Origin of the sequence: Shewanella sp. BJSY2023SW005 (assembly GCF_047314585.1) — a bacterium.
Taxonomy (GTDB): Bacteria; Pseudomonadota; Gammaproteobacteria; order Enterobacterales; family Shewanellaceae; genus Shewanella; species Shewanella algae.
The window spans coordinates 54,519-72,054 of record NZ_JBKORJ010000065.1 but is presented as its reverse complement, the minus strand read 5'-3'; the positions used below and the strand labels follow the sequence as shown (position 1 = coordinate 72,054).

General features: G+C 54.2%; 15 protein-coding genes. 5 read left to right on the top strand and 10 right to left on the bottom strand.

Annotated features, from left to right (window positions below):
• Nucleotides 1-574 precede the first annotated feature (574 nt).
• The 5 genes from ACMHXI_RS20925 (at nucleotide 575) to ACMHXI_RS20905 (ending at nucleotide 8,123) form a co-directional block, all read left to right on the top strand.
• Complete coding sequence (locus ACMHXI_RS20925) at nucleotides 575-2,221, top strand: L-lactate permease (protein ID WP_044734016.1); 1,647 nt, start codon at nucleotides 575-577, stop codon at nucleotides 2,219-2,221.
• An 80-nt stretch (nucleotides 2,222-2,301) separates the two neighbouring features.
• Nucleotides 2,302-5,106 carry an FAD-binding and (Fe-S)-binding domain-containing protein gene (locus ACMHXI_RS20920; RefSeq protein WP_107005697.1) on the top strand — a complete coding sequence of 935 codons (2,805 nt, stop codon included), beginning with the start codon at nucleotides 2,302-2,304 and terminating at the stop codon, nucleotides 5,104-5,106.
• Between the two features lie 312 nt (nucleotides 5,107-5,418).
• Nucleotides 5,419-6,162: a (Fe-S)-binding protein gene (locus tag ACMHXI_RS20915; RefSeq protein WP_025887618.1), complete on the top strand. Its 744-nt coding sequence runs from the start codon at nucleotides 5,419-5,421 to the stop codon at nucleotides 6,160-6,162.
• A 10-nt stretch (nucleotides 6,163-6,172) separates the two neighbouring features.
• Entirely contained in the window at nucleotides 6,173-7,549 is a 1,377-nt protein-coding gene (locus tag ACMHXI_RS20910; protein WP_413736028.1) for a lactate utilization protein B, read from the top strand.
• A gap of 4 nt (nucleotides 7,550-7,553) precedes the next feature.
• Entirely contained in the window at nucleotides 7,554-8,123 is a 570-nt protein-coding gene (locus ACMHXI_RS20905; RefSeq protein ID WP_117200455.1) for a LutC/YkgG family protein, read from the top strand.
• Nucleotides 8,124-8,194: 71 nt separating this feature from the next.
• Here the strand turns inward: ACMHXI_RS20905 and ACMHXI_RS20900 are convergent, their stop codons facing one another.
• From ACMHXI_RS20900 to ribD, 10 genes are all read right to left on the bottom strand, one after another.
• The gene (locus tag ACMHXI_RS20900) at nucleotides 8,195-9,307 is read right to left on the bottom strand and encodes an energy transducer TonB (protein WP_117200454.1); all 1,113 of its coding nucleotides are present in this window, start codon (nucleotides 9,305-9,307) and stop codon (nucleotides 8,195-8,197) included.
• A 176-nt stretch (nucleotides 9,308-9,483) separates the two neighbouring features.
• On the bottom strand, nucleotides 9,484-10,278 hold the full coding sequence (locus ACMHXI_RS20895) for a slipin family protein (RefSeq protein ID WP_413736025.1): 795 nt from the start codon (nucleotides 10,276-10,278) through the stop codon (nucleotides 9,484-9,486).
• 1 nt (nucleotide 10,279) lies between these two features.
• Nucleotides 10,280-11,725 (bottom strand): NfeD family protein, encoded by a 1,446-nt coding sequence (locus ACMHXI_RS20890; RefSeq protein ID WP_413736024.1) that lies wholly within the window; start codon nucleotides 11,723-11,725, stop codon nucleotides 10,280-10,282.
• Between the two features lie 245 nt (nucleotides 11,726-11,970).
• Nucleotides 11,971-12,465: a phosphatidylglycerophosphatase A gene (locus ACMHXI_RS20885; RefSeq protein ID WP_144134436.1), complete on the bottom strand. Its 495-nt coding sequence runs from the start codon at nucleotides 12,463-12,465 to the stop codon at nucleotides 11,971-11,973.
• The gene (thiL, locus tag ACMHXI_RS20880) at nucleotides 12,466-13,422 is read right to left on the bottom strand and encodes a thiamine-phosphate kinase (protein ID WP_144134508.1); all 957 of its coding nucleotides are present in this window, start codon (nucleotides 13,420-13,422) and stop codon (nucleotides 12,466-12,468) included.
• An 88-nt stretch (nucleotides 13,423-13,510) separates the two neighbouring features.
• Nucleotides 13,511-13,918, bottom strand: coding sequence for a transcription antitermination factor NusB (gene nusB, locus ACMHXI_RS20875; RefSeq protein WP_025009430.1), 408 nt, complete (start codon nucleotides 13,916-13,918; stop codon nucleotides 13,511-13,513).
• 13 nt (nucleotides 13,919-13,931) lie between these two features.
• Entirely contained in the window at nucleotides 13,932-14,408 is a 477-nt protein-coding gene (gene ribE, locus ACMHXI_RS20870) for a 6,7-dimethyl-8-ribityllumazine synthase (RefSeq protein ID WP_144191080.1), read from the bottom strand.
• Between the two features lie 119 nt (nucleotides 14,409-14,527).
• Nucleotides 14,528-15,634 (bottom strand): bifunctional 3,4-dihydroxy-2-butanone-4-phosphate synthase/GTP cyclohydrolase II, encoded by a 1,107-nt coding sequence (gene ribBA / locus ACMHXI_RS20865; protein WP_144191079.1) that lies wholly within the window; start codon nucleotides 15,632-15,634, stop codon nucleotides 14,528-14,530.
• Nucleotides 15,635-15,715: 81 nt separating this feature from the next.
• Complete coding sequence (locus ACMHXI_RS20860; RefSeq protein ID WP_392468924.1) at nucleotides 15,716-16,372, bottom strand: riboflavin synthase; 657 nt, start codon at nucleotides 16,370-16,372, stop codon at nucleotides 15,716-15,718.
• A complete protein-coding gene (gene ribD / locus ACMHXI_RS20855) occupies nucleotides 16,373-17,497 on the bottom strand; it encodes a bifunctional diaminohydroxyphosphoribosylaminopyrimidine deaminase/5-amino-6-(5-phosphoribosylamino)uracil reductase RibD (RefSeq protein WP_392468926.1) in 1,125 nt (374 codons plus the stop codon).
• Nucleotides 17,498-17,536: the final 39 nt, after the last annotated feature.

Genomic DNA, 17,536 nt, shown 5'->3' with positions numbered 1-17,536 from the left:
AGGTGCTTTTTTGTTATTTATTTTCAAAAAATGTAAAACACTATTCACGTGACCAAGATCACAATTTACTGCGCTCGATAAAACAGTGATCTGCATCACTCATAAACAAAAGTCAGAACAATCACAACCTGTTGATTATTAACAATATAAGCAACAACACATAAAATCCAACTTCACCAAACACTCAATTAGTGTGATATAAATCACATTCAGATTTTACGATATAAGCCTGCGTTTCCATCATAAATGAAATAATAGGATCACTTTATTACCGTTTTGAGCAAAACAAAGCCATAATTCCAAGGGTTTTGGGTCATTTCCAAGATTTCTATTCTCCAAAGTTATATAAGAGCCCCATCAAATGTGATCTTGATCACATTTAGCTATTTTGTGGCGGAGATACTGCTCCCATAACCAAAAACTTAAGCCACATACGAAAGGCAAGATGATCCAGATCATTTTGGTTCCGGGTAAATTAACCATGATAAGCACGCACAACAACAAAAGGGAAAGGCGATAGCACTTTCTCAACACCACAATAAGCACAAGCAACATATGAAATGATGAGGCAACCATGACATTTCTACAGTTACTCGCAAGCCTGACACCCGTGATCAGCGTCATGCTGTTCCTGGTGTTGCTCCGGATGCCCGCATCCAGAGCTATGCCAATCTCCATGGTGATCACCGCCCTGGCCGCCGTTTTTATCTGGCAGATGGACACTACCCTACTGGCCGCCTCCGTGGTTGAAGGCCTGCTGTCGGCGATTACTCCTTTGACCATCATCTTCGGTGCGGTCTTCCTGCTCAACACCCTGAAATATTCAGGCGCCATGGATACCATTCGTGCCGGTTTTACCAATATCAGCGCAGATGCCAGGGTCCAGGTGATCATCATCTGTTGGCTGTTCGGCTCCTTTATTGAAGGCTCAGCCGGTTTTGGTACACCTGCCGCTATCGGTGCACCTCTGTTGGTACTCTTGGGTATCCCACCGGTTGCGGCCGCCGTGGTAGCCCTGATTGCCGACTCAACTTCAGTGTCTTTCGGCGCTATCGGTCTGCCGGTACTCTTTGGTATGGAGCAGGGTCTGCTCGAAGGCGGTACCAGCATGGCTGCGGCACAAATTGCCGAACATGGCGGTCACTTCAGCGATTATGCCCAGTTCATTGCCATGCATATGATCACCATAGATCTGATAACAGGTACGCTGATCCCCTTGGTAATGGTGTCTGTGCTGACAGGCTTCTTTGGTCGCAATAAGTCCTTCAAGGAAGGCTTTGCCATCTGGAAATTTGCCCTGTTCGCCGGTTTGGCCTTTACCATTCCTGCCTGGTTGATCAACTTCTTCGCCGGCCCAGAGTTCCCTTCCGTGATTGGTGCCCTGGTCGGTATGGCACTGGTTATCCCGGTTGCCCGCAAAGGCTGGTTACTGCCGAAAACCCCTTGGAATGACTTTGCCGAAAACGACAAGGAAGCAGAAACAGCCAAAGTGGAAACCAAGGCACGCTTCTCTCAGTTGGCCGCCTGGACTCCGTACCTGATCATGGCCGCTCTCTTGGTGCTTTCACGTGTGGTACAGCCACTGAAAGCCTGGCTGAACGGTTTCAATATCAGTTGGACCGGCCTGTTGGGCACTGAGCTCAAGGCCAGCTTCGCCACCTTCTTTGCACCGGGCGCCTTCTTTGTTGCCGTGTGTATTCTGGGCTTCTTCCTGTTCAGAATGAACTCCAAGGCCATTAAAGAATCGGTCACGGTTTCCTGCAAGTCCATGGTGCCAACCATTATCTCTCTGGGTGCCTCTGTGCCCATGGTAAAAATCTTCCTTAACTCAGGCACCAACAGTGCCGGTCTGCAGTCAATGCCGGTAGCACTGGCGGATATGCTGGCCGGAAGCCTCGGCAGTGTCTGGGCCTGGATTTCACCTATAGTCGGTATTTTCGGTGCCTTCCTGTCGGGTTCGGCTACCTTCTCCAACATGATGTTCTCCGGCCTGCAATACAGCGTGGCCGATAATATAGGAGCCAACCACGCGTTGATCCTGGCACTGCAAGGTATTGGCGCCAACGCCGGTAACATGATGTGCGTGATGAACGTGGTCGCGGCGGCAACTGTGGTCGGTATGGCCGGTCGCGAATCTGAAATCATCCGCAAGACTATGCCCGTGGCGCTTGGCTATGCTTTACTGGCCGGTACCCTGGCGGTGATCTGGGGCGGATTCTAAAAACGATAATAATCCTTCGATAAGGCAGCCGCCTTTAGCGCTGCCTTTATTATCAAATTTAATGTGTAGAGAAATGTCTTATGTCTATCAACTATGAAGCCGTGATCCGCGACCTGCGTAAACAGTTGGGAGAAGCCGCCGTCAGTGATGATCCTGTGCGCCGCTTTGCCTGGTCAACTGATGCCAGCTATTTCCGAATAGTGCCTGAGGTGGTGGTACATGCCGAAGAGCTGGAGCAGGTAAAACGTACTCTGGCAGTGGCCAGAAGCTACGGCGCTCCGGTAACTTTCCGCGCCGCAGGTACCAGTCTGTCGGGTCAGGCCATAGGTGAAGGCATCTTGCTTATTCTGGGATTCGACGGTTTCCGTACTCTGGATATCAGTGAAGACAGCAACAAGGTCACCCTGGGTGCGGCTGTTATTGGCGCCGACGCCAACGCCGCCCTCAAACCTTTGAATAAGAAAATCGGCCCGGATCCGGCAACTCTGGCTTCGGCCATGGTGGGCGGTATCGTCTCCAACAACGCTTCCGGTATGTGCTGCGGCACGGCTCAAAACAGCTACCAAACCATCTCCTCAGTAAAACTGCTGCTGGCCGATGGCACAGAGCTGGATACCGGCAGCGAAGAGTCCAGAGAAGCCTTCCGTCAGTCACACCCCGAACTACTCAAGGCACTGGCAGATTTGGGTGCCATGGCTCGCGGTAATGAGACCCTAGCGGCGCGAATTCGTAAAAAGTTCGCCATTAAAAACACTACAGGTTACAGCCTCAACGCCCTGGTGGATTTTGAAGATCCCTTCGATATCATCAACCACATCATAGTTGGCGCCGAAGGCACCCTGGCGTTTGTTAACGAAGTCACCTATCACACAGTGGACGAAGCTAAATTCAAGGCCTCGGCCATGGCAGTATTCTTCAATATGGAAGATGCAGCCCGGGCAATCCCCCCTATTCAGGGCGAAAGCGTAGCCGCGGCCGAGCTGCTGGACTGGGCCTCCATCAAGGCGGTTACCGGCAAGAAAGGTATGCCGGATTGGCTGGCCGAACTGCCGGAAGGCGCTGCGATTTTGCTGATAGAATCCCGCGCCAATGATGATGAAACTTTGGAACGCTATACCCAGGACGTTATCGCCAAGCTGGCGCATATTGAGACCGAGCGCCCCATCAGCTTCAGCCGTGACCCGGCCGTTTACGGTAAATACTGGGCCATGCGCTCCGGCCTATTCCCCATTATCGGTGGTGAGCGTCCCAAGGGCACTTCGGTAATCATCGAAGACGTGGCCTTCCGGGTTGAAAACCTGGCCAGTGCCGCTCACGATCTGACCGAGCTGTTCCATAAGCACGGCTATCCTGAAGGGGTGATCTACGGCCACGCGCTGGCCGGTAACTTCCACTTTATCATTACCCCTAAGTTCGGCTCCCAGGCCGATATCGAACAGTTCCATCAATTTATGGAAGCGGTCGCCGATATGGTGATCAACAAGTACGACGGTTCGATGAAGGCTGAGCACGGCACAGGCCGCGCCGTGGCACCTTTTGTGGAGATGGAATGGGGTAGTGACGCCTACACCCTGATGAAAAACATCAAGCAGATCTTCGACCCCGAAGGACTGCTGAACCCTGGGGTGATCCTCAACGACGACAAGCAGGTACACATCAAGAATATCAAGCCCTGTCCCGAAGTGGATGACCTGGTCGATAAGTGTATCGAGTGCGGTTTCTGTGAAAAGACCTGCCCCACCTCGGCGCTGAATTTGTCACCCAGACAGCGGATAGCCACCTTGCGTGAAATCGAGCGTCTGGAACAGAGCGGCGACAAGGAAGCGGCCGAGAAGATGCGTGCCGCCGCCAAGTATGATGTGGTGGATACCTGCGCCGCCTGTCAGCTGTGTACCATTGCCTGCCCGGTAGACAACAGCATGGGCCAACTGGTCCGCAAGCTGCGTACTCCCTACATCACCACCACAGAGCAGAAGGTTCTGGACTTCCAGGCCAAGCACTGGGGCGCCGTCAACCAGGTGCTGAGCACAGGCTTTGATGCCCTGGGCACAATACACAAACTCACGGGCACGGGTATCACCTCTGGGCTGATGAACATGGGCCGGGCGATTTCCAAAGAAGTGCCTTACTGGAACCCTGACTTTCCCAAAGGCGGTAAGCTGCCCAAGCCTTCGGCGCCAAAAGCCAACCAGGAAACCGTGGTCTACTTCGCCGCTTGCGGCGGCCGCACCTTCGGCCCAACGCCGCTGGATCCCGATGACCGCACCCTACCTGAAGTGGTAGTGACCTTGCTGGAGCGTGCCGGCTATAACGTGATTACGCCGGCCAAGACCCGCAATCTGTGCTGCGGCCAGATGTGGGAATCCAAAGGGGATTTCAAAAATGCCGACATGAAGCGTGATGAGCTTATCGATACACTTAGTGCCATGACAGAAGGCGGCAAGCTGCCCGTGGTTGTCGATGCCCTCTCCTGTACCTACCGTGCCCTTTCCGGTAATCCCAAGGTTGAACTATTGGATCTGGTCGAATTCCTGCACGACAAGGTATTGCCGAAACTCACCCTCACCAAGAAGGTCAATGTGGCACTGCACCTGGGGTGCTCGGCGCGCAAAATGAAGCTGGAACCCAAGATGCAAGCCATTGCCGATGCCTGCTCCGACAAGGTACTGCGCCCTGCCGGCGTCGATTGTTGTGGTTATGCCGGTGAGAAAGGTCTCTACAAACCTGAGATCAACGCTTCGGCACTGCGGAACATCAAGAAACTCATCCCCACAGACTTCAAGGAAGGCTACTATGCCAACCGTATGTGTGAGGTGGGCCTGAGCCACCACAGTGGCATCTCATACCGCCACCTGGCCTATCTGCTGGAGGAATGCAGCCGCTGATAACCGAGAGAGGGAGCACTAAGCTCCCTCTTTTTTCATCTGTGTCAAATAATGGATTTCCGTTCGGATTACGAAACAAAAACCAAGATATTTAAGCAATAAAAATCAGCCAGTTACAATATTCTCATTTTTGCAAAAAAGATTTTACTCATTTACTGAATTAGCACTATTTATTGTGTGGTTATAGGCTTATATTCAAACATATTTACCCTGTGTCAGGTGATGTTCAAATACAGAGTCAGAAAGCATCTGGCCACACCGGACATAGATGATGTCGGTTAACGCAAGCAACATCCAATTAGGAAACACCAAATGAAGATAGCCTTGTTTATTCCCTGTCTGGTCAACCAGATGCTGCCGGATGTGGCCATCGCCACCTTGGAACTGCTGGAGAAACTGGGGCACCAGGTGATCCTGCCTGAAGGCCAAACCTGTTGTGGTCAGCCCATGACCAACTCGGGTTGTTTTAACGAAGCCCGCAACACTACTATGAAGCTGCTCAACGCCTTCAAGGGAGTCGAATGCGACGCTATCGTCTGTCCTGCCGCCTCTTGCCTGGTGGCAGCCAAGGAAAACTTCCATGAGTTTGACGACAGCCCGGAAGCCGCAGCCGTTATCGCCAAGCTGTACGAACTGACCGAGTTCCTGCACGATGTCGCCCCGGTAGAGAGCTTCCCCAAGGCCTTCCCCCACAAAGTGAGCCTGCAGTTGAGCTGTCACGGTATCCGTATGCTGGATCTCGCCAGCCCCAGCGAATATATGGGCCCACGTTACAACAAGATGGAAGCCCTGCTGGAACGCATTCCCGGCATAGAGATCACCTATCCGGATCGCCGCGACGAATGCTGTGGCTTCGGCGGTACCTTTGCGGTGGATGAAGGTGCAGTGTCGGCCAAGATGGGTAAAGACAAGGCTCAGGCCCATGCGGCTACGGGAGCAGACTTTGCCGTCGGTTTCGACCCATCCTGTCTGATGCATCTGGATGGCATGATCCGCCGCCAGAAGCTGCCGATTGAAACCCGCCATCTGGCGCAGATCCTCAACGCTGCCATTTAGGGAGATAGCCATGTCACAGACACAAGGGGCCAACGCCCACGCCAGCCAGGCAGAGATCTTCTGCCGTGATGAGTCCAGAGTCGATTGGCATTCCAAAGCCCTGTGGGTGCTGCGGGAAAAACGCGACCGCGCCGCCGGCAGCCTGCCCGAGTGGGAACAGCTGAGGGATCTGGGTTCGGCTATCAAGCTGCATACCCTGACCAATCTGGCCAAGTATCTGGAAGAGTTCGAAGCCAACTGTATCCAGAACGGTATTCAAGTGCATTGGGCCAAAGACGGCGCCGAGCATAACCGTATAGTGCATGAGATTCTGGCCAACCATCAGGTGAAGAAACTGGTGAAGTCCAAGTCCATGCTCACCGAAGAGTGCCACCTCAACCCCTTCCTCGAGAGCAAGGGCATAGAGGTTATAGACACTGACCTGGGTGAACGTATCATTCAGCTGAAAAAGCAGCCACCATCACATATTGTGGTTCCCGCCATTCACCTCAAGAAAGAGGAAGTGGGCGAGTTGTTCCATGAAAAACTGGGCACAGAAGCCGGCGCCAGCGACCCAACTTACCTAACCCGCGCCGCCCGAGCCCATCTGCGTGAGCAATTCCTTAGTGCCGATGCCGCCATGACAGGGGTGAACATGGCTATCGCCGACAAAGGTGCGGTAGTGGTCTGCACCAACGAAGGCAACGCCGACATGGGCTGTAACCTGCCCAAGCTGCAACTGCACTCCATGGGGATAGACAAGCTGATACCTTCAGTGGAAAGTGCCTCGGTTTATCTGCGCACCCTGGCCCGTAACGCCACGGGGCAACCGGTAACCACCTACTCCAGCTTCTACCGCGGCCCACAGGCCGGTGGCGAGATGCATGTCATCATAGTGGACAACGGCCGCACCGAGATGCTCAAGGACAAGATCCTTGCCGAGTCGCTCAAGTGTATTCGCTGCGGTGGTTGTCTGAACACCTGCCCTGTATATCGTCGCAGTGGTGGCTACAGCTACAACTACACCATCCCGGGCCCGATTGGCATCGCCGTCGGCGCCCAGCACGATGACACCAACTCCATCGCCTGGGCCTGTACCCTGTGCGGCTCTTGCTCCTATGTGTGCCCCACCAAGGTGCCATTGGACAAGATCATCTTCCGTCAGCGTCGCCTCAAGGCCGAGTCGGGTCAACTGCCATATGGCAAAGGCAGTTATATGCCTTTGGTCGGTAAGTTTATGGCCAGCACCACTATGCTGAACTGCTCCATGAGTATGGCAAGACTGGGCTTGAGAATACTGCCCGGCAGCCTGCTCAAGCCGTTCTCCGGCGCCTGGGGTAAATATCGTGAACTGCCCAAGGCACCCGCCTCCAGTTTCGAGGCCTGGTTCAAGAAAAACAGGAGCTAATCAGATGTCCAGCAAATCTCTTATTTTGGATGCCCTCAAGTCCTGTGCACTTGAAGGACACAATATGCCGACCATAGATGTGGCCCCCCGACTGGATGACCTGATTGGTCAGTTTGAAACCAATCTGGGAACCGTTGCCGGCAAGCTGCATAAGCGTGGTGGTTTTACCGAGCTGCAGCAGCAGGTCGATACCTTGATTGCCGAAGGCAAGCAAGTGATTTCTCAGGTGGAAGGGGTAACAGGTAACCGTGAAGTGCCCGCTGACAGTCATGATCTGCGTGATATCGATTATGCCGTGATCAAGGGTCAAGTGGGTGTTGCCGAAAATGGTGCCATCTGGGTCAGTCAGAAATCTCTGTCCCACAGGATCACGCCCTTTATCTGTGAGAACCTGTTTCTGGTACTGGAAGCCGATGCCATTGTCGCCAACATGCATGAAGCGGCCGACAAGATAATCCTGGACTCGGGTGAGTTTGGGGTGTTTATTGCCGGCCCATCCAAGACGGCTGACATTGAGCAGGCCCTGGTGGTTGGTGCCCACGGCGCCTGTAGCCTGAATGTCTTCCTTATCTAACTCAGGATGAGGATGACAAAAACGCCGGCAACTGCCGGCGTTTTTATTGGGCTACAATCAGCTCTGCAGCCTTAAAGCGTGAAGGAAATCTTTGACCACGTCTTGGCACTAACGGGCTTACCATCGACAAACTTGGGTGCATAGCGCCACTTTGACACGGCTTTGACGGTTTCAGTTTCAAACTGCTTGCCCCCCTTGGAATCCAGCACTTCCACATGGCTGACAAAGCCCTGTTCGTTTACAGTCACTTCCACGTTGACCCAACCTTCTCGGCTCATCCTGGCATACTGAATTGGATAACCGGGCACGGCACGAAACAAGGGCCGCTGCTCCTGATCCACACTCCAGGGGCGCATATTGCCTATCGCCTGACAGTGTTGAGTCGCTTTGTCTTCTTCTCCATTGCGGGAATAGAGTTCGACCAGATAGGCATGAGCCGACAGCGCGACAGGCGCATCAAAGGGTAATACCTTGAGCTGCTCTATCACTTCCAGCAACAGAGGTTCGGCCTTGGCGTACTTTTGCTCCGCCAGATAGATGGCGGCCACAGCTGTATCGGCATTGACCCGCTGCAATGAATCTTTTGGCGCAAGTTCGTGGTAAATCTTCTGGGCATTGATGGCATAGGCTCGAACCTCGCGGTCATAAACCTCAGTCACAACGAGATCGTTAAAAGCTTCGAGACGCACTGCGGCGGACAGCAGCCGGTCATTTTTGCCATCAGCCAAGGCTATGGCCTGCTGGTAAAGCTTAGCCGCCTCTTTGGGATTGCTGCTGTGCGCAAGCCCCATCATAGGGTCGAGCACTTCCAAGGCCTGTTCGCCATACAGAGCTTGATAGCTTTGCAACGCTTGCTGATATAAGACTTTGCTCCTTTGCTGATTGGCAATTCCCTGCTCATCCAACATCAGATTACGCGGCTGTTGCAGCGCCTTGGCCAGATTCATCGACAACGCCAAAGTCGTCCTATCGGTTGCACCCAATTTGGCTTTACCGTCGGCATAGGCCTGCTCGGCAGCACTAATTATCTGAGCCTTGTCACCCTTTTCCAACGCTTGTTGATAGGCCTGATAACTTTCATCCAACCCGGCTTGGGCAGTACCGAATATAAGAGGCAGGAGCAATAGCGACAGTTTGGATACTGAAACAGGGATAGATTTAGTAGATTGCGAGAAGTTGAACATGGCGCGTCTTCCTTAACACTGAGTATCTAGCACTTTTATGGATAATCGGCGCTTGGTGACTTCAAGTCACTGACTCGGCGGGCCTGCTGCCGAGCAAATCACAAACGCCAATAACTGCTCAAAGTAACAATATATAAACCTATTGTAAATAGCTGGTACTTTAAACAGCTCTCGGGCTAGTTTTTTGATTTTTCGGTTAAATCTTTAAATGCACCATTTAATTTGCTCAGTAACTCAAGCGGCAGCGGAAACAGGATGGTCGAATTGTTTTCCGCCGCCACTTCCGTCAGGGTATGCAGATAACGCAGCATGATGGCATTGGGTTCTTTCCCCAGCGTCTGCGCCGCTTCCACCAGTTTTTCCGAGGCTTCCATCTCCCCCAGAGCATGGATCACCTTGGCCCGCCGCTCCCGCTCGGCCTCGGCCTGACGGGCAATAGCGCGGATCATACTTTCATTGAGATCCACGTGCTTGATTTCCACATTGGCCACCTTGATGCCCCAGACATCTGTGTGGGAGTCGAGGATCCTTTGAATGTCGGCATTGAGCATCTCTCTGTTGGCCAACATCTCGTCCAGCTCATGCTGACCGAGCACGGATCTCAGGGTGGTCTGTGCCAGTTGACTGGTGGCAGCGAGGAAGTTCTCCACATTGATAATCGCCTTTTGCGGGTCGACTACCCGAAAATAGAGCACTGCATTGACCCGCACCGAGACATTATCACGGCTGATCACATCCTGAGAGGGCACATCCATCACTATGGTTCGAAGATCCACCCGCACCATCTGCTGCACCACAGGGATCAGTATGATAAGCCCAGGCCCCTTGACCCGGTAAAAACGCCCAAGAAAGAAAATCACCCCACGTTCATACTCCCTGAGGATGCGGAACATACTGATAAGCAAGGCCGCAAACAGCACCAATAACACCCCAAAGGAAATATTCAAACTACTGCTGATAGCTTCGCCCATGTCAGTCTCCTCTGCGTTGATTTTCAGTCGGCTCGATATCACCGCTTTTCACCTCAGCCAGCTTGAGTACCAGCCCCTTAAGCTCCAAAACCCGCACCCGTTGCCCGGGGTTCAAGGCCTGTTCGCTGTCACCTTGCCAATCTTCTCCCATAAAATGCACCCGGCCGCGCCCGGGAAAACCCTCTATCACCCTGGCATATTCCCCTACCATCCCCTCGGCGCCGGCCACTCCGGACAATTTGCGAGTTTTGAACACAAAGCTGATCAGTAGCAGGAAAAACAGCAGGCTCACGACGCTGACCAGGGCTATCACAGGCCAGGCGATACGAAAGGCTTCAACTTCACTGTCCACCAAAAATACCGACCCCAGCACAAAGGCGGCCAGGCCGCCGAAGCCTAAAATCCCAAAGCTCGGCAGCATGGCCTCGGCGAGCAGAAGAATAATTCCCAAGAGCAATAAACCACCACCGGCATAGCTGATGGGGAGCAGTTGGAAGGCATACAAGGCCAACAGCAGACAGATCCCCCCTATTACGCCGGGCAACATGGCGCCAGGACTGTAAAACTCCAGCAGCAAACCGTAGATCCCCAATAACATCAGTATGTAAGCGATATTGGGGTTGGTGAGCAGATTGATGAAACGGGCACGCCAATCCGGGCTGCGATCCAGCACTATGGCGTTTTCGGTTTTGAGTATCCTAATGCCGCCTTGCATGGCTACCGACTTGCCATCAAGTATGGCCAGGAGTTGCTGCGGCGTATCGGCGATATAGTCGATAACATTGGCCTCCAGCGCTTCCGAGGCCGTCAGGGTCGCCGCATCACGTACCGCCTTCTCGGCCCACTCGACATTACGCTGACGCAGCTCCGCCAGTGCCCGAATATAAGCAATGGCATCATTGAGCTGCTTGCGCTCAAGTTTTTGACTGTTGCTGTCGCCCACTGGTTTTTTGGCTTCATTCTCTGACGGCTTGGGCTCCGGTGGCTCATTTCCCATGGGACCAAGTTGCACAGGGGTTGCCGCCCCAAGACTGGTGGCACTCGCCATGGCGGTGATATGACAGGCATATAAGATGTAAGTCCCGGCGCTGGCTGCGCGGGCACCGGATGGATAGACCAGGCAGGCAACCGGCACCCTGGAGCCGAGAATCGCTTGATTGATATCCCGCAGGCTGGATACCAGGCCTCCGGGGGTATCCAGAGTGATCAACACCAACTGACTGCCTGGGGTTGCAGCTGCACTCTCTATCCCCCGGATCAGATAGTCGCTGACACCGGGCCCTATGGCTCCTTTGACACTGAGCAGGGTAATGGTCGGCGCTGCGGCCGGGGAGTAAGGCTTTGGCCGGACGTGGTCTGCACCTAAGCCAGGCAAGATCCACAACAGAGCCAAGAGTCCTACACAGCCGCAGCGCCGGAACAAAGTATTGGCCGGCCAGCCTTTCATAACGCCCCCGGGTGGGTTTCCCCATACCTTAAGGATAGTCGGCTTTGGGGATTAGGCATAAAGCACTCATGTGACGGCCTTAAACCGAGCCGGTAAAAATGAGCAGAAGGAGAGACCAATGAAAAAGGCGCCGAATCAACGGCGCCTGGTATTCAATGAGGGTTAGCGGACTATGCTGAGTCAACGGCAGGAATCAAGAGATTGAAACCTGCCACAAGGCTTATATATTTCAGCTCAAGGCTGTTTCAGCCTACCGCCCAAACAATCGCCTGCAGTGACAACATTGAGAAGATGCCGGCCAGAATATCATCGGCCATGATGCCAAGGCCGCCATGCACCTTGGCATCCAGCACCCGAATGGGCCAGGGCTTGAAGATATCGAAAATGCGGAACAACACAAAGCCCTGCAGCAACCAGAGTACACCGGCGGGCGCTGCAATCATGGTGATCAGTAACCCTGCTACTTCATCCCAAACTATGGCGCCGTGATCGTGCACCCCCATATCTTTGGAAGTCTTGCCGCACAGATAGATGCCACCGATACAGGCCAGCAGCGTCACGGCAATATACACCCCCAAACTGAACTGGGACAGCAACAGATATACAGGCACGGCTGCCAAGGTTCCAAAGGTCCCCGGCGCCTTGGCCGCGAGGCCGGAGCCAAAACCGAGTGCCAGAAAATGCACCGGGTTCTTGAGGCTGACCCTTGCGAGCGCCTCGTCATGAGCAAACCACTTCATCTAAAAATGCTCAAATCCTGTCTGTTGCGGCTCGAATACCTCGCCGTGATATTGTAGCCTGAGTTGATTACCGGCAAGTATCTGGCCGACTTGATAGAACTTGACTCCGGCATGGCCCAAGGCGGTTTCCAGCGCGCCGCGCTGCGCCTCCGGCACAGTGAACAGCAGCTCATAGTCTTCGCCGCCACAGAGGGCATAGTCGAGTGCCGCATCCGCTGTGACAGTATCTTTCATCGCCTGGGACAGCGGCAGCTTATCCACTTCAATAACCGCACCGACGGCCGATGCCTTGAGGATATGCTTGATATCCGACAGCAAGCCATCTGAGAGATCTATGGCGCTCGATGCCAAGCCCCTCAGGGATTGACCAGCCAGGACTCTGGGGGAGGGATGATAATGGCGGTTAACCAGATATTCCTTGTGCTCTGCCCTCGCCTTCAATTCACCGCGGATAATATCCAGCCCCAGGGCAGAATCACCCAGGGAACCTGTGACATAAATCCAATCACCGGCGCGGGCACCGCTACGGGTGAGCGCCTTGCCCTCCGGCACTTGGCCATGAACCGTGATATTGATGGCTCTCGGGCCGCGGGTGGTATCGCCTCCGACCAGAGAAATACCATAGTAATCAGCCGCTTCAAATAAACCGGTACTGAATTGCTCCAGCCAGGTTTCATCGACACTGGGCATGGTCAGTGCCAGGGTCATCCATGCGGGCTCGGCCCCCATGGCAGCAAGATCGGATAGGTTGACCGCCAACGCCTTGTAGCCCAATGCCTGGGCCGGCATGTCCGGCAAGAAATGGACATTTTCCACCAAGGTATCGCAGGAGATGGCAATGGATTTGTGTTCGGCGGGGTGCACCAGGGCACAATCGTCACCTATGCCGAGGCGGACATCTTTGCGCGCTTGGCCACGACCATGGAAATAGCGCTCGATAAGTTGAAATTCTTTCACTGTTGACTTGGCCACTGGTTCGCAGCCTCCCGGTTTTCCAATGAAAAAACGGTATCTTACGATACCGTTTGTCTAATTTCTTTCTGGTTCAGCGACGAGCTACCAGCTTGTCCAATATGCCATTGACAAACTTGTGGCTGTCCTCGGCGCCGAACGCCTTGGCCAACTCGATAGCCTCGTTGATTACCACTTTGTAAGGCGTATCCTTGCGGAAAGTCAGCTCGTAAGCCGCCAAACGCAAAATGGCCTTCTCCACAGGATCGACCTCCTCCATGGGACGCTGATCCAGATGGGGGGCAATTAACTCGTCCAGTTGAGCCTTTTTGGTTGCCGCTCCGGTGAACAGTTCACGGAAGTAGGCGACATCCACGCCGTCTATGTTTTGCTCGGTCAGAAACTCGTGCTCCACATCGGCAATATTGTTCCCGCTCAGTTGCCATGAATAGATGGCTTGAACCGCTAAACGGCGGGCTCTGCGGCGCTCTGAAGGCTTCATGCTTTTTCCTGTATTACAGCTGTTGCTCAAGTTGTTGCAGCACGTTCACCATTTCCAGCAGACCCAGGGCAGCTTCGCCGCCTTTGTTGCCAGCCTTGGTGCCGGAACGCTCAATGGCCTGTTCGATAGTGTCTGTGGTCAGTACCCCGAAAGAGACCGGGATATCGAATTCCAGACCCACTTGAGCCAGACCCTTGTTGCATTCACCTGCAACGAAATCAAAGTGTGGTGTACCACCACGGATCACTGCCCCCAGGGCGATGATACCGTCGAACTTGCCACTGGCGGCAACACGACGGGCGGCCAAAGGCAGCTCGAAAGCACCAGGTACGCGTACCACAGTGATGTTGTCTTCACTTATCTGACCGAAACGCTTAAGAGTGTCTACGGCACCCTCCAGCAGACTTTCAACCACAAAGCTGTTGAAACGGGATACAACGATCGCGACTTTGGCGTTTTTTGCTTCGATATTACCTTGAACTATGTTCATTATCTTACCTAACTTAGCTAAAGCACCCGGCCGGGGGCAAAAAGTGGCGCTATGATAGCACGCAATTTACCCCTTCGCCCTATGCAATTATTCGGAAATGGTTAATTAATTTGGTCGGCTCATTCGCCGGGAATATACTCAGTGACTTCCAGACCAAAGCCCCCCAAAGAGTGATAACGCTTGGGCGAGCTGAGCAGGCGCATTTTGTTGACACCAAGCGTCGCCAGAATCTGTGAGCCTACGCCAACCCTTTGGGAGGTTCCCTGCCATTTGGCGGTCACCGGCACTTCACCCTTGTCTTCGGCTTCGAAAGCCTTGACCTTGGCGATAATGCTCTCGTTAGGCTCCTGGTTACCCAGCAGCAACAGCACGCCACCATCGGCGGCAATCCGCGCCATGGCTTGCTCAAGCGGCCAGCTGCGCACTTCATCGCGCTCAGAGAACAGCAGGTCATTAATGGTGTTTTGCAGGTGTACCCGCACCAGAATATTGTCAACAATCTCGCCCTTGACCATGGCAAAGTGCAGTTGATTATCTATGGTGTCGCGAAAGGTGTGTAGCTCAAACTCACCGAAACGGGTAGGCAGCTTGCACCTGGCCTCACGCACCACTGTGGTTTCTGTGTTATTGCGGTAATTGATCAGATCGGCAATGGTGCCCATCTTAACGCCGTGCTCCTTGGCGAACACTTCCAGATCCGGACGGCGCGCCATGGTGCCATCCTCGTTAAGGATCTCCACGATCACAGCCGAAGGTTCCAAACCGGCCAAACGCGCCAGATCGCAACCGGCTTCGGTATGACCGGCGCGCACCAGCACTCCGCCATCCTGCGCCATCAAAGGGAAGATATGCCCGGGCTGAACTATGTCGGACGGCGTGGCATTTTTAGCCACAGCCGCCTGTACTGTCACGGCGCGGTCATGGGCGCTAATACCTGTGGTCACCCCTTCAGCGGCCTCGATGGAGACGGTGAAGTTGGTCGAAAACTGGGCGTTGTTATTGCTGACCATCAGCGGCAGATTCAGCTGCTGGCAGCGAGCCTTGGTCATGGTTTGGCAGATAAGACCACGGCCGAAGCGAGCCATGAAGTTGATCGCTTCCGGGGTAACTTTCTCCGCCGCCATGATGAGGTCGCCCTCATTTTCTCTGTCCTCATCGTCCATCAGGATAACCATTTTGCCCTGACGAATATCCTCGATGATCTCTTCGATACTGTGTAGCGCCATTGTAAGACCTTTATCTCTTGTTCTGTGTAATCAATGAATTCTAACCTGTTAGCGCGCGATAACCAGTGGGCTGGCGCACATCTAGCGCATGAAGCCGGCCTTGGCGAGCATAGCCAGGGTGACACCTTCGCTCGGCTGCGCTTCCTCTTTGTGCTGCATCAGACGCTCAAGATAGCGGGCTATCTGATCCACCTCCAGATTGACCTTATCGCCGGGGCGCAGCTCAAGCAGAGTGGTTTCACTGGCGGTATGCGGCACTATGGTGAGACGGAAATTGCGGCCATCCACTTCGTTAACCGTGAGGCTGACGCCATCGACGGTAATGGAGCCTTTATGGGCAATGTAACGGGCCAGCTCAGCGGGTGCCTCGAGCCAAAACTCCAGCGCCTTGCCCCTTGGAGTCACACTGATGACCCGCGCCATACCATCCACATGGCCACTGACCAAGTGCCCACCCAAGCGGGTGTTTGGCGTGACCGCCTTTTCCAGGTTGACTTTGGTGCCGACGCTGTAGCGGTCAAAGCCGGTGAGACTGACAGTTTCGGCCGAAACATCGGCCACATAACCCTCCGCCAGGCGTTCAACCACGGTCAGACACACGCCGTTGGTGGCAATGCTATCGCCCAGACGCACATCACTGAGATCCAACTTGCCGCTGGCCACAGTCAGACGAATATCATCACCACGGCGCTCCAGTGCCCGTATTGTACCGACAGCTTCAATTATTCCGGTAAACATTCAATCACCTATCTTGAGAGTAAGCCGGGTATCATTGCCAAGCTTACGTTGATCTGTTACCCGTATCGCCGGGGTATCGGCTATCTGCTGATAGTTTGGCAAGGCCAGCAGGTTTCGGCCAGCGGCGCCAAGCAGTTTCGGGGCTTGATAAAGCAGCAGTTCATCGGCCAACCCGGCACTAATAAAGGCGCCGCAAAGCGTTGCCCCGGCCTCGACCAACACCGCATTACAGCTCTGGCTCAGGTGTTGCAGCAACGCCGCGATATCGACTCTGTTGTCTTCACCGGCCAGCACCAAAGTGGTGACATAAGGCGGCAAAGCGGCTAGGAATTCATCCTCATAGGGACGGCAGCTGACCAAGAGCACCGGGCTGGCAATTTGCAACAGCCTGGCATCGAGCGGCATACGGCAGTTGCTGTCGAGTATCACTCGCAGCGGTTGAATAAGCTGTTGCTCGCTGAGGGTTTCACCCAGGCTGCCAAGCTCAGCGTGCCGGACATTCAGGGAAGGGTCATCGGCCAATACGGTTTCAATGCCGGTGAGCAGAGCGCAACTGCGGGCTCTGAGCCTTTGCACGTCGCGGCGCGCCTCGGGGCCGGTTATCCATTTGGACTCACCGTTGGCCAGTGCCGTCTTGCCATCGAGACTCGCCGCCAGTTTGAGGGTGACCCAAGGGCGATTTCGCTCCATTCGCGATAAAAAGCCCGGATTCAACTCTCTGGCCTGCTCGGCCAAGAGACCGCTCTGCACCTGGATCCCAGCTTCCTGCAGCATGCCGATACCTTGGCCGGCCACCTGAGGGTTGGGATCTGTCATTGCCACCACCACCCGCTTGAGGCCATGTTTAATTAAGGCTTCGGCACAGGGCGGCGTGCGACCATAGTGACTGCAAGGTTCGAGGGTGACATAGGCAGTAGCACCGCGGGCCTTGTCAGCGGCCATTTTCAGGGCATGTACTTCGGCATGGGGCTCACCGGCACGCTGGTGCCAGCCTTCGCCGACAATCTTGCCACCGGCATCTATGATGACGCAGCCGACATTGGGGTTGGGGCGGGTTGTATAACGGCCACGGCGAGCCAGCATTATGGCGCGGCTCATCATGGCGATATCAGTATTGGACCACATGGGGGTTTCCGTTACTTAACAGTTGGCTGTGACTGACAG

Bases quoted from the DNA above. Each gene is read 5' to 3' on its own strand.
- ACMHXI_RS20925 (WP_044734016.1), top strand. From the start codon at position 575: ATGACATTTCTACAGTTACTCGCAAGCCTGACACCCGTGATCAGCGTC.
- ACMHXI_RS20920 (WP_107005697.1), top strand. From the start codon at position 2,302: ATGTCTATCAACTATGAAGCCGTGATCCGCGACCTGCGTAAACAGTTG.
- ACMHXI_RS20915 (WP_025887618.1), top strand. From the start codon at position 5,419: ATGAAGATAGCCTTGTTTATTCCCTGTCTGGTCAACCAGATGCTGCCG.
- ACMHXI_RS20910 (WP_413736028.1), top strand. From the start codon at position 6,173: ATGTCACAGACACAAGGGGCCAACGCCCACGCCAGCCAGGCAGAGATC.
- ACMHXI_RS20905 (WP_117200455.1), top strand. From the start codon at position 7,554: ATGTCCAGCAAATCTCTTATTTTGGATGCCCTCAAGTCCTGTGCACTT.
- ACMHXI_RS20900 (WP_117200454.1), bottom strand. From the start codon at position 9,307: ATGTTCAACTTCTCGCAATCTACTAAATCTATCCCTGTTTCAGTATCC.
- ACMHXI_RS20895 (WP_413736025.1), bottom strand. From the start codon at position 10,278: ATGGGCGAAGCTATCAGCAGTAGTTTGAATATTTCCTTTGGGGTGTTA.
- ACMHXI_RS20890 (WP_413736024.1), bottom strand. From the start codon at position 11,725: ATGAAAGGCTGGCCGGCCAATACTTTGTTCCGGCGCTGCGGCTGTGTA.
- ACMHXI_RS20885 (WP_144134436.1), bottom strand. From the start codon at position 12,465: ATGAAGTGGTTTGCTCATGACGAGGCGCTCGCAAGGGTCAGCCTCAAG.
- nusB (WP_025009430.1), bottom strand. From the start codon at position 13,918: ATGAAGCCTTCAGAGCGCCGCAGAGCCCGCCGTTTAGCGGTTCAAGCC.
- ribE (WP_144191080.1), bottom strand. From the start codon at position 14,408: ATGAACATAGTTCAAGGTAATATCGAAGCAAAAAACGCCAAAGTCGCG.
- ribBA (WP_144191079.1), bottom strand. From the start codon at position 15,634: ATGGCGCTACACAGTATCGAAGAGATCATCGAGGATATTCGTCAGGGC.
- ACMHXI_RS20860 (WP_392468924.1), bottom strand. From the start codon at position 16,372: ATGTTTACCGGAATAATTGAAGCTGTCGGTACAATACGGGCACTGGAG.
- ribD (WP_392468926.1), bottom strand. From the start codon at position 17,497: ATGTGGTCCAATACTGATATCGCCATGATGAGCCGCGCCATAATGCTG.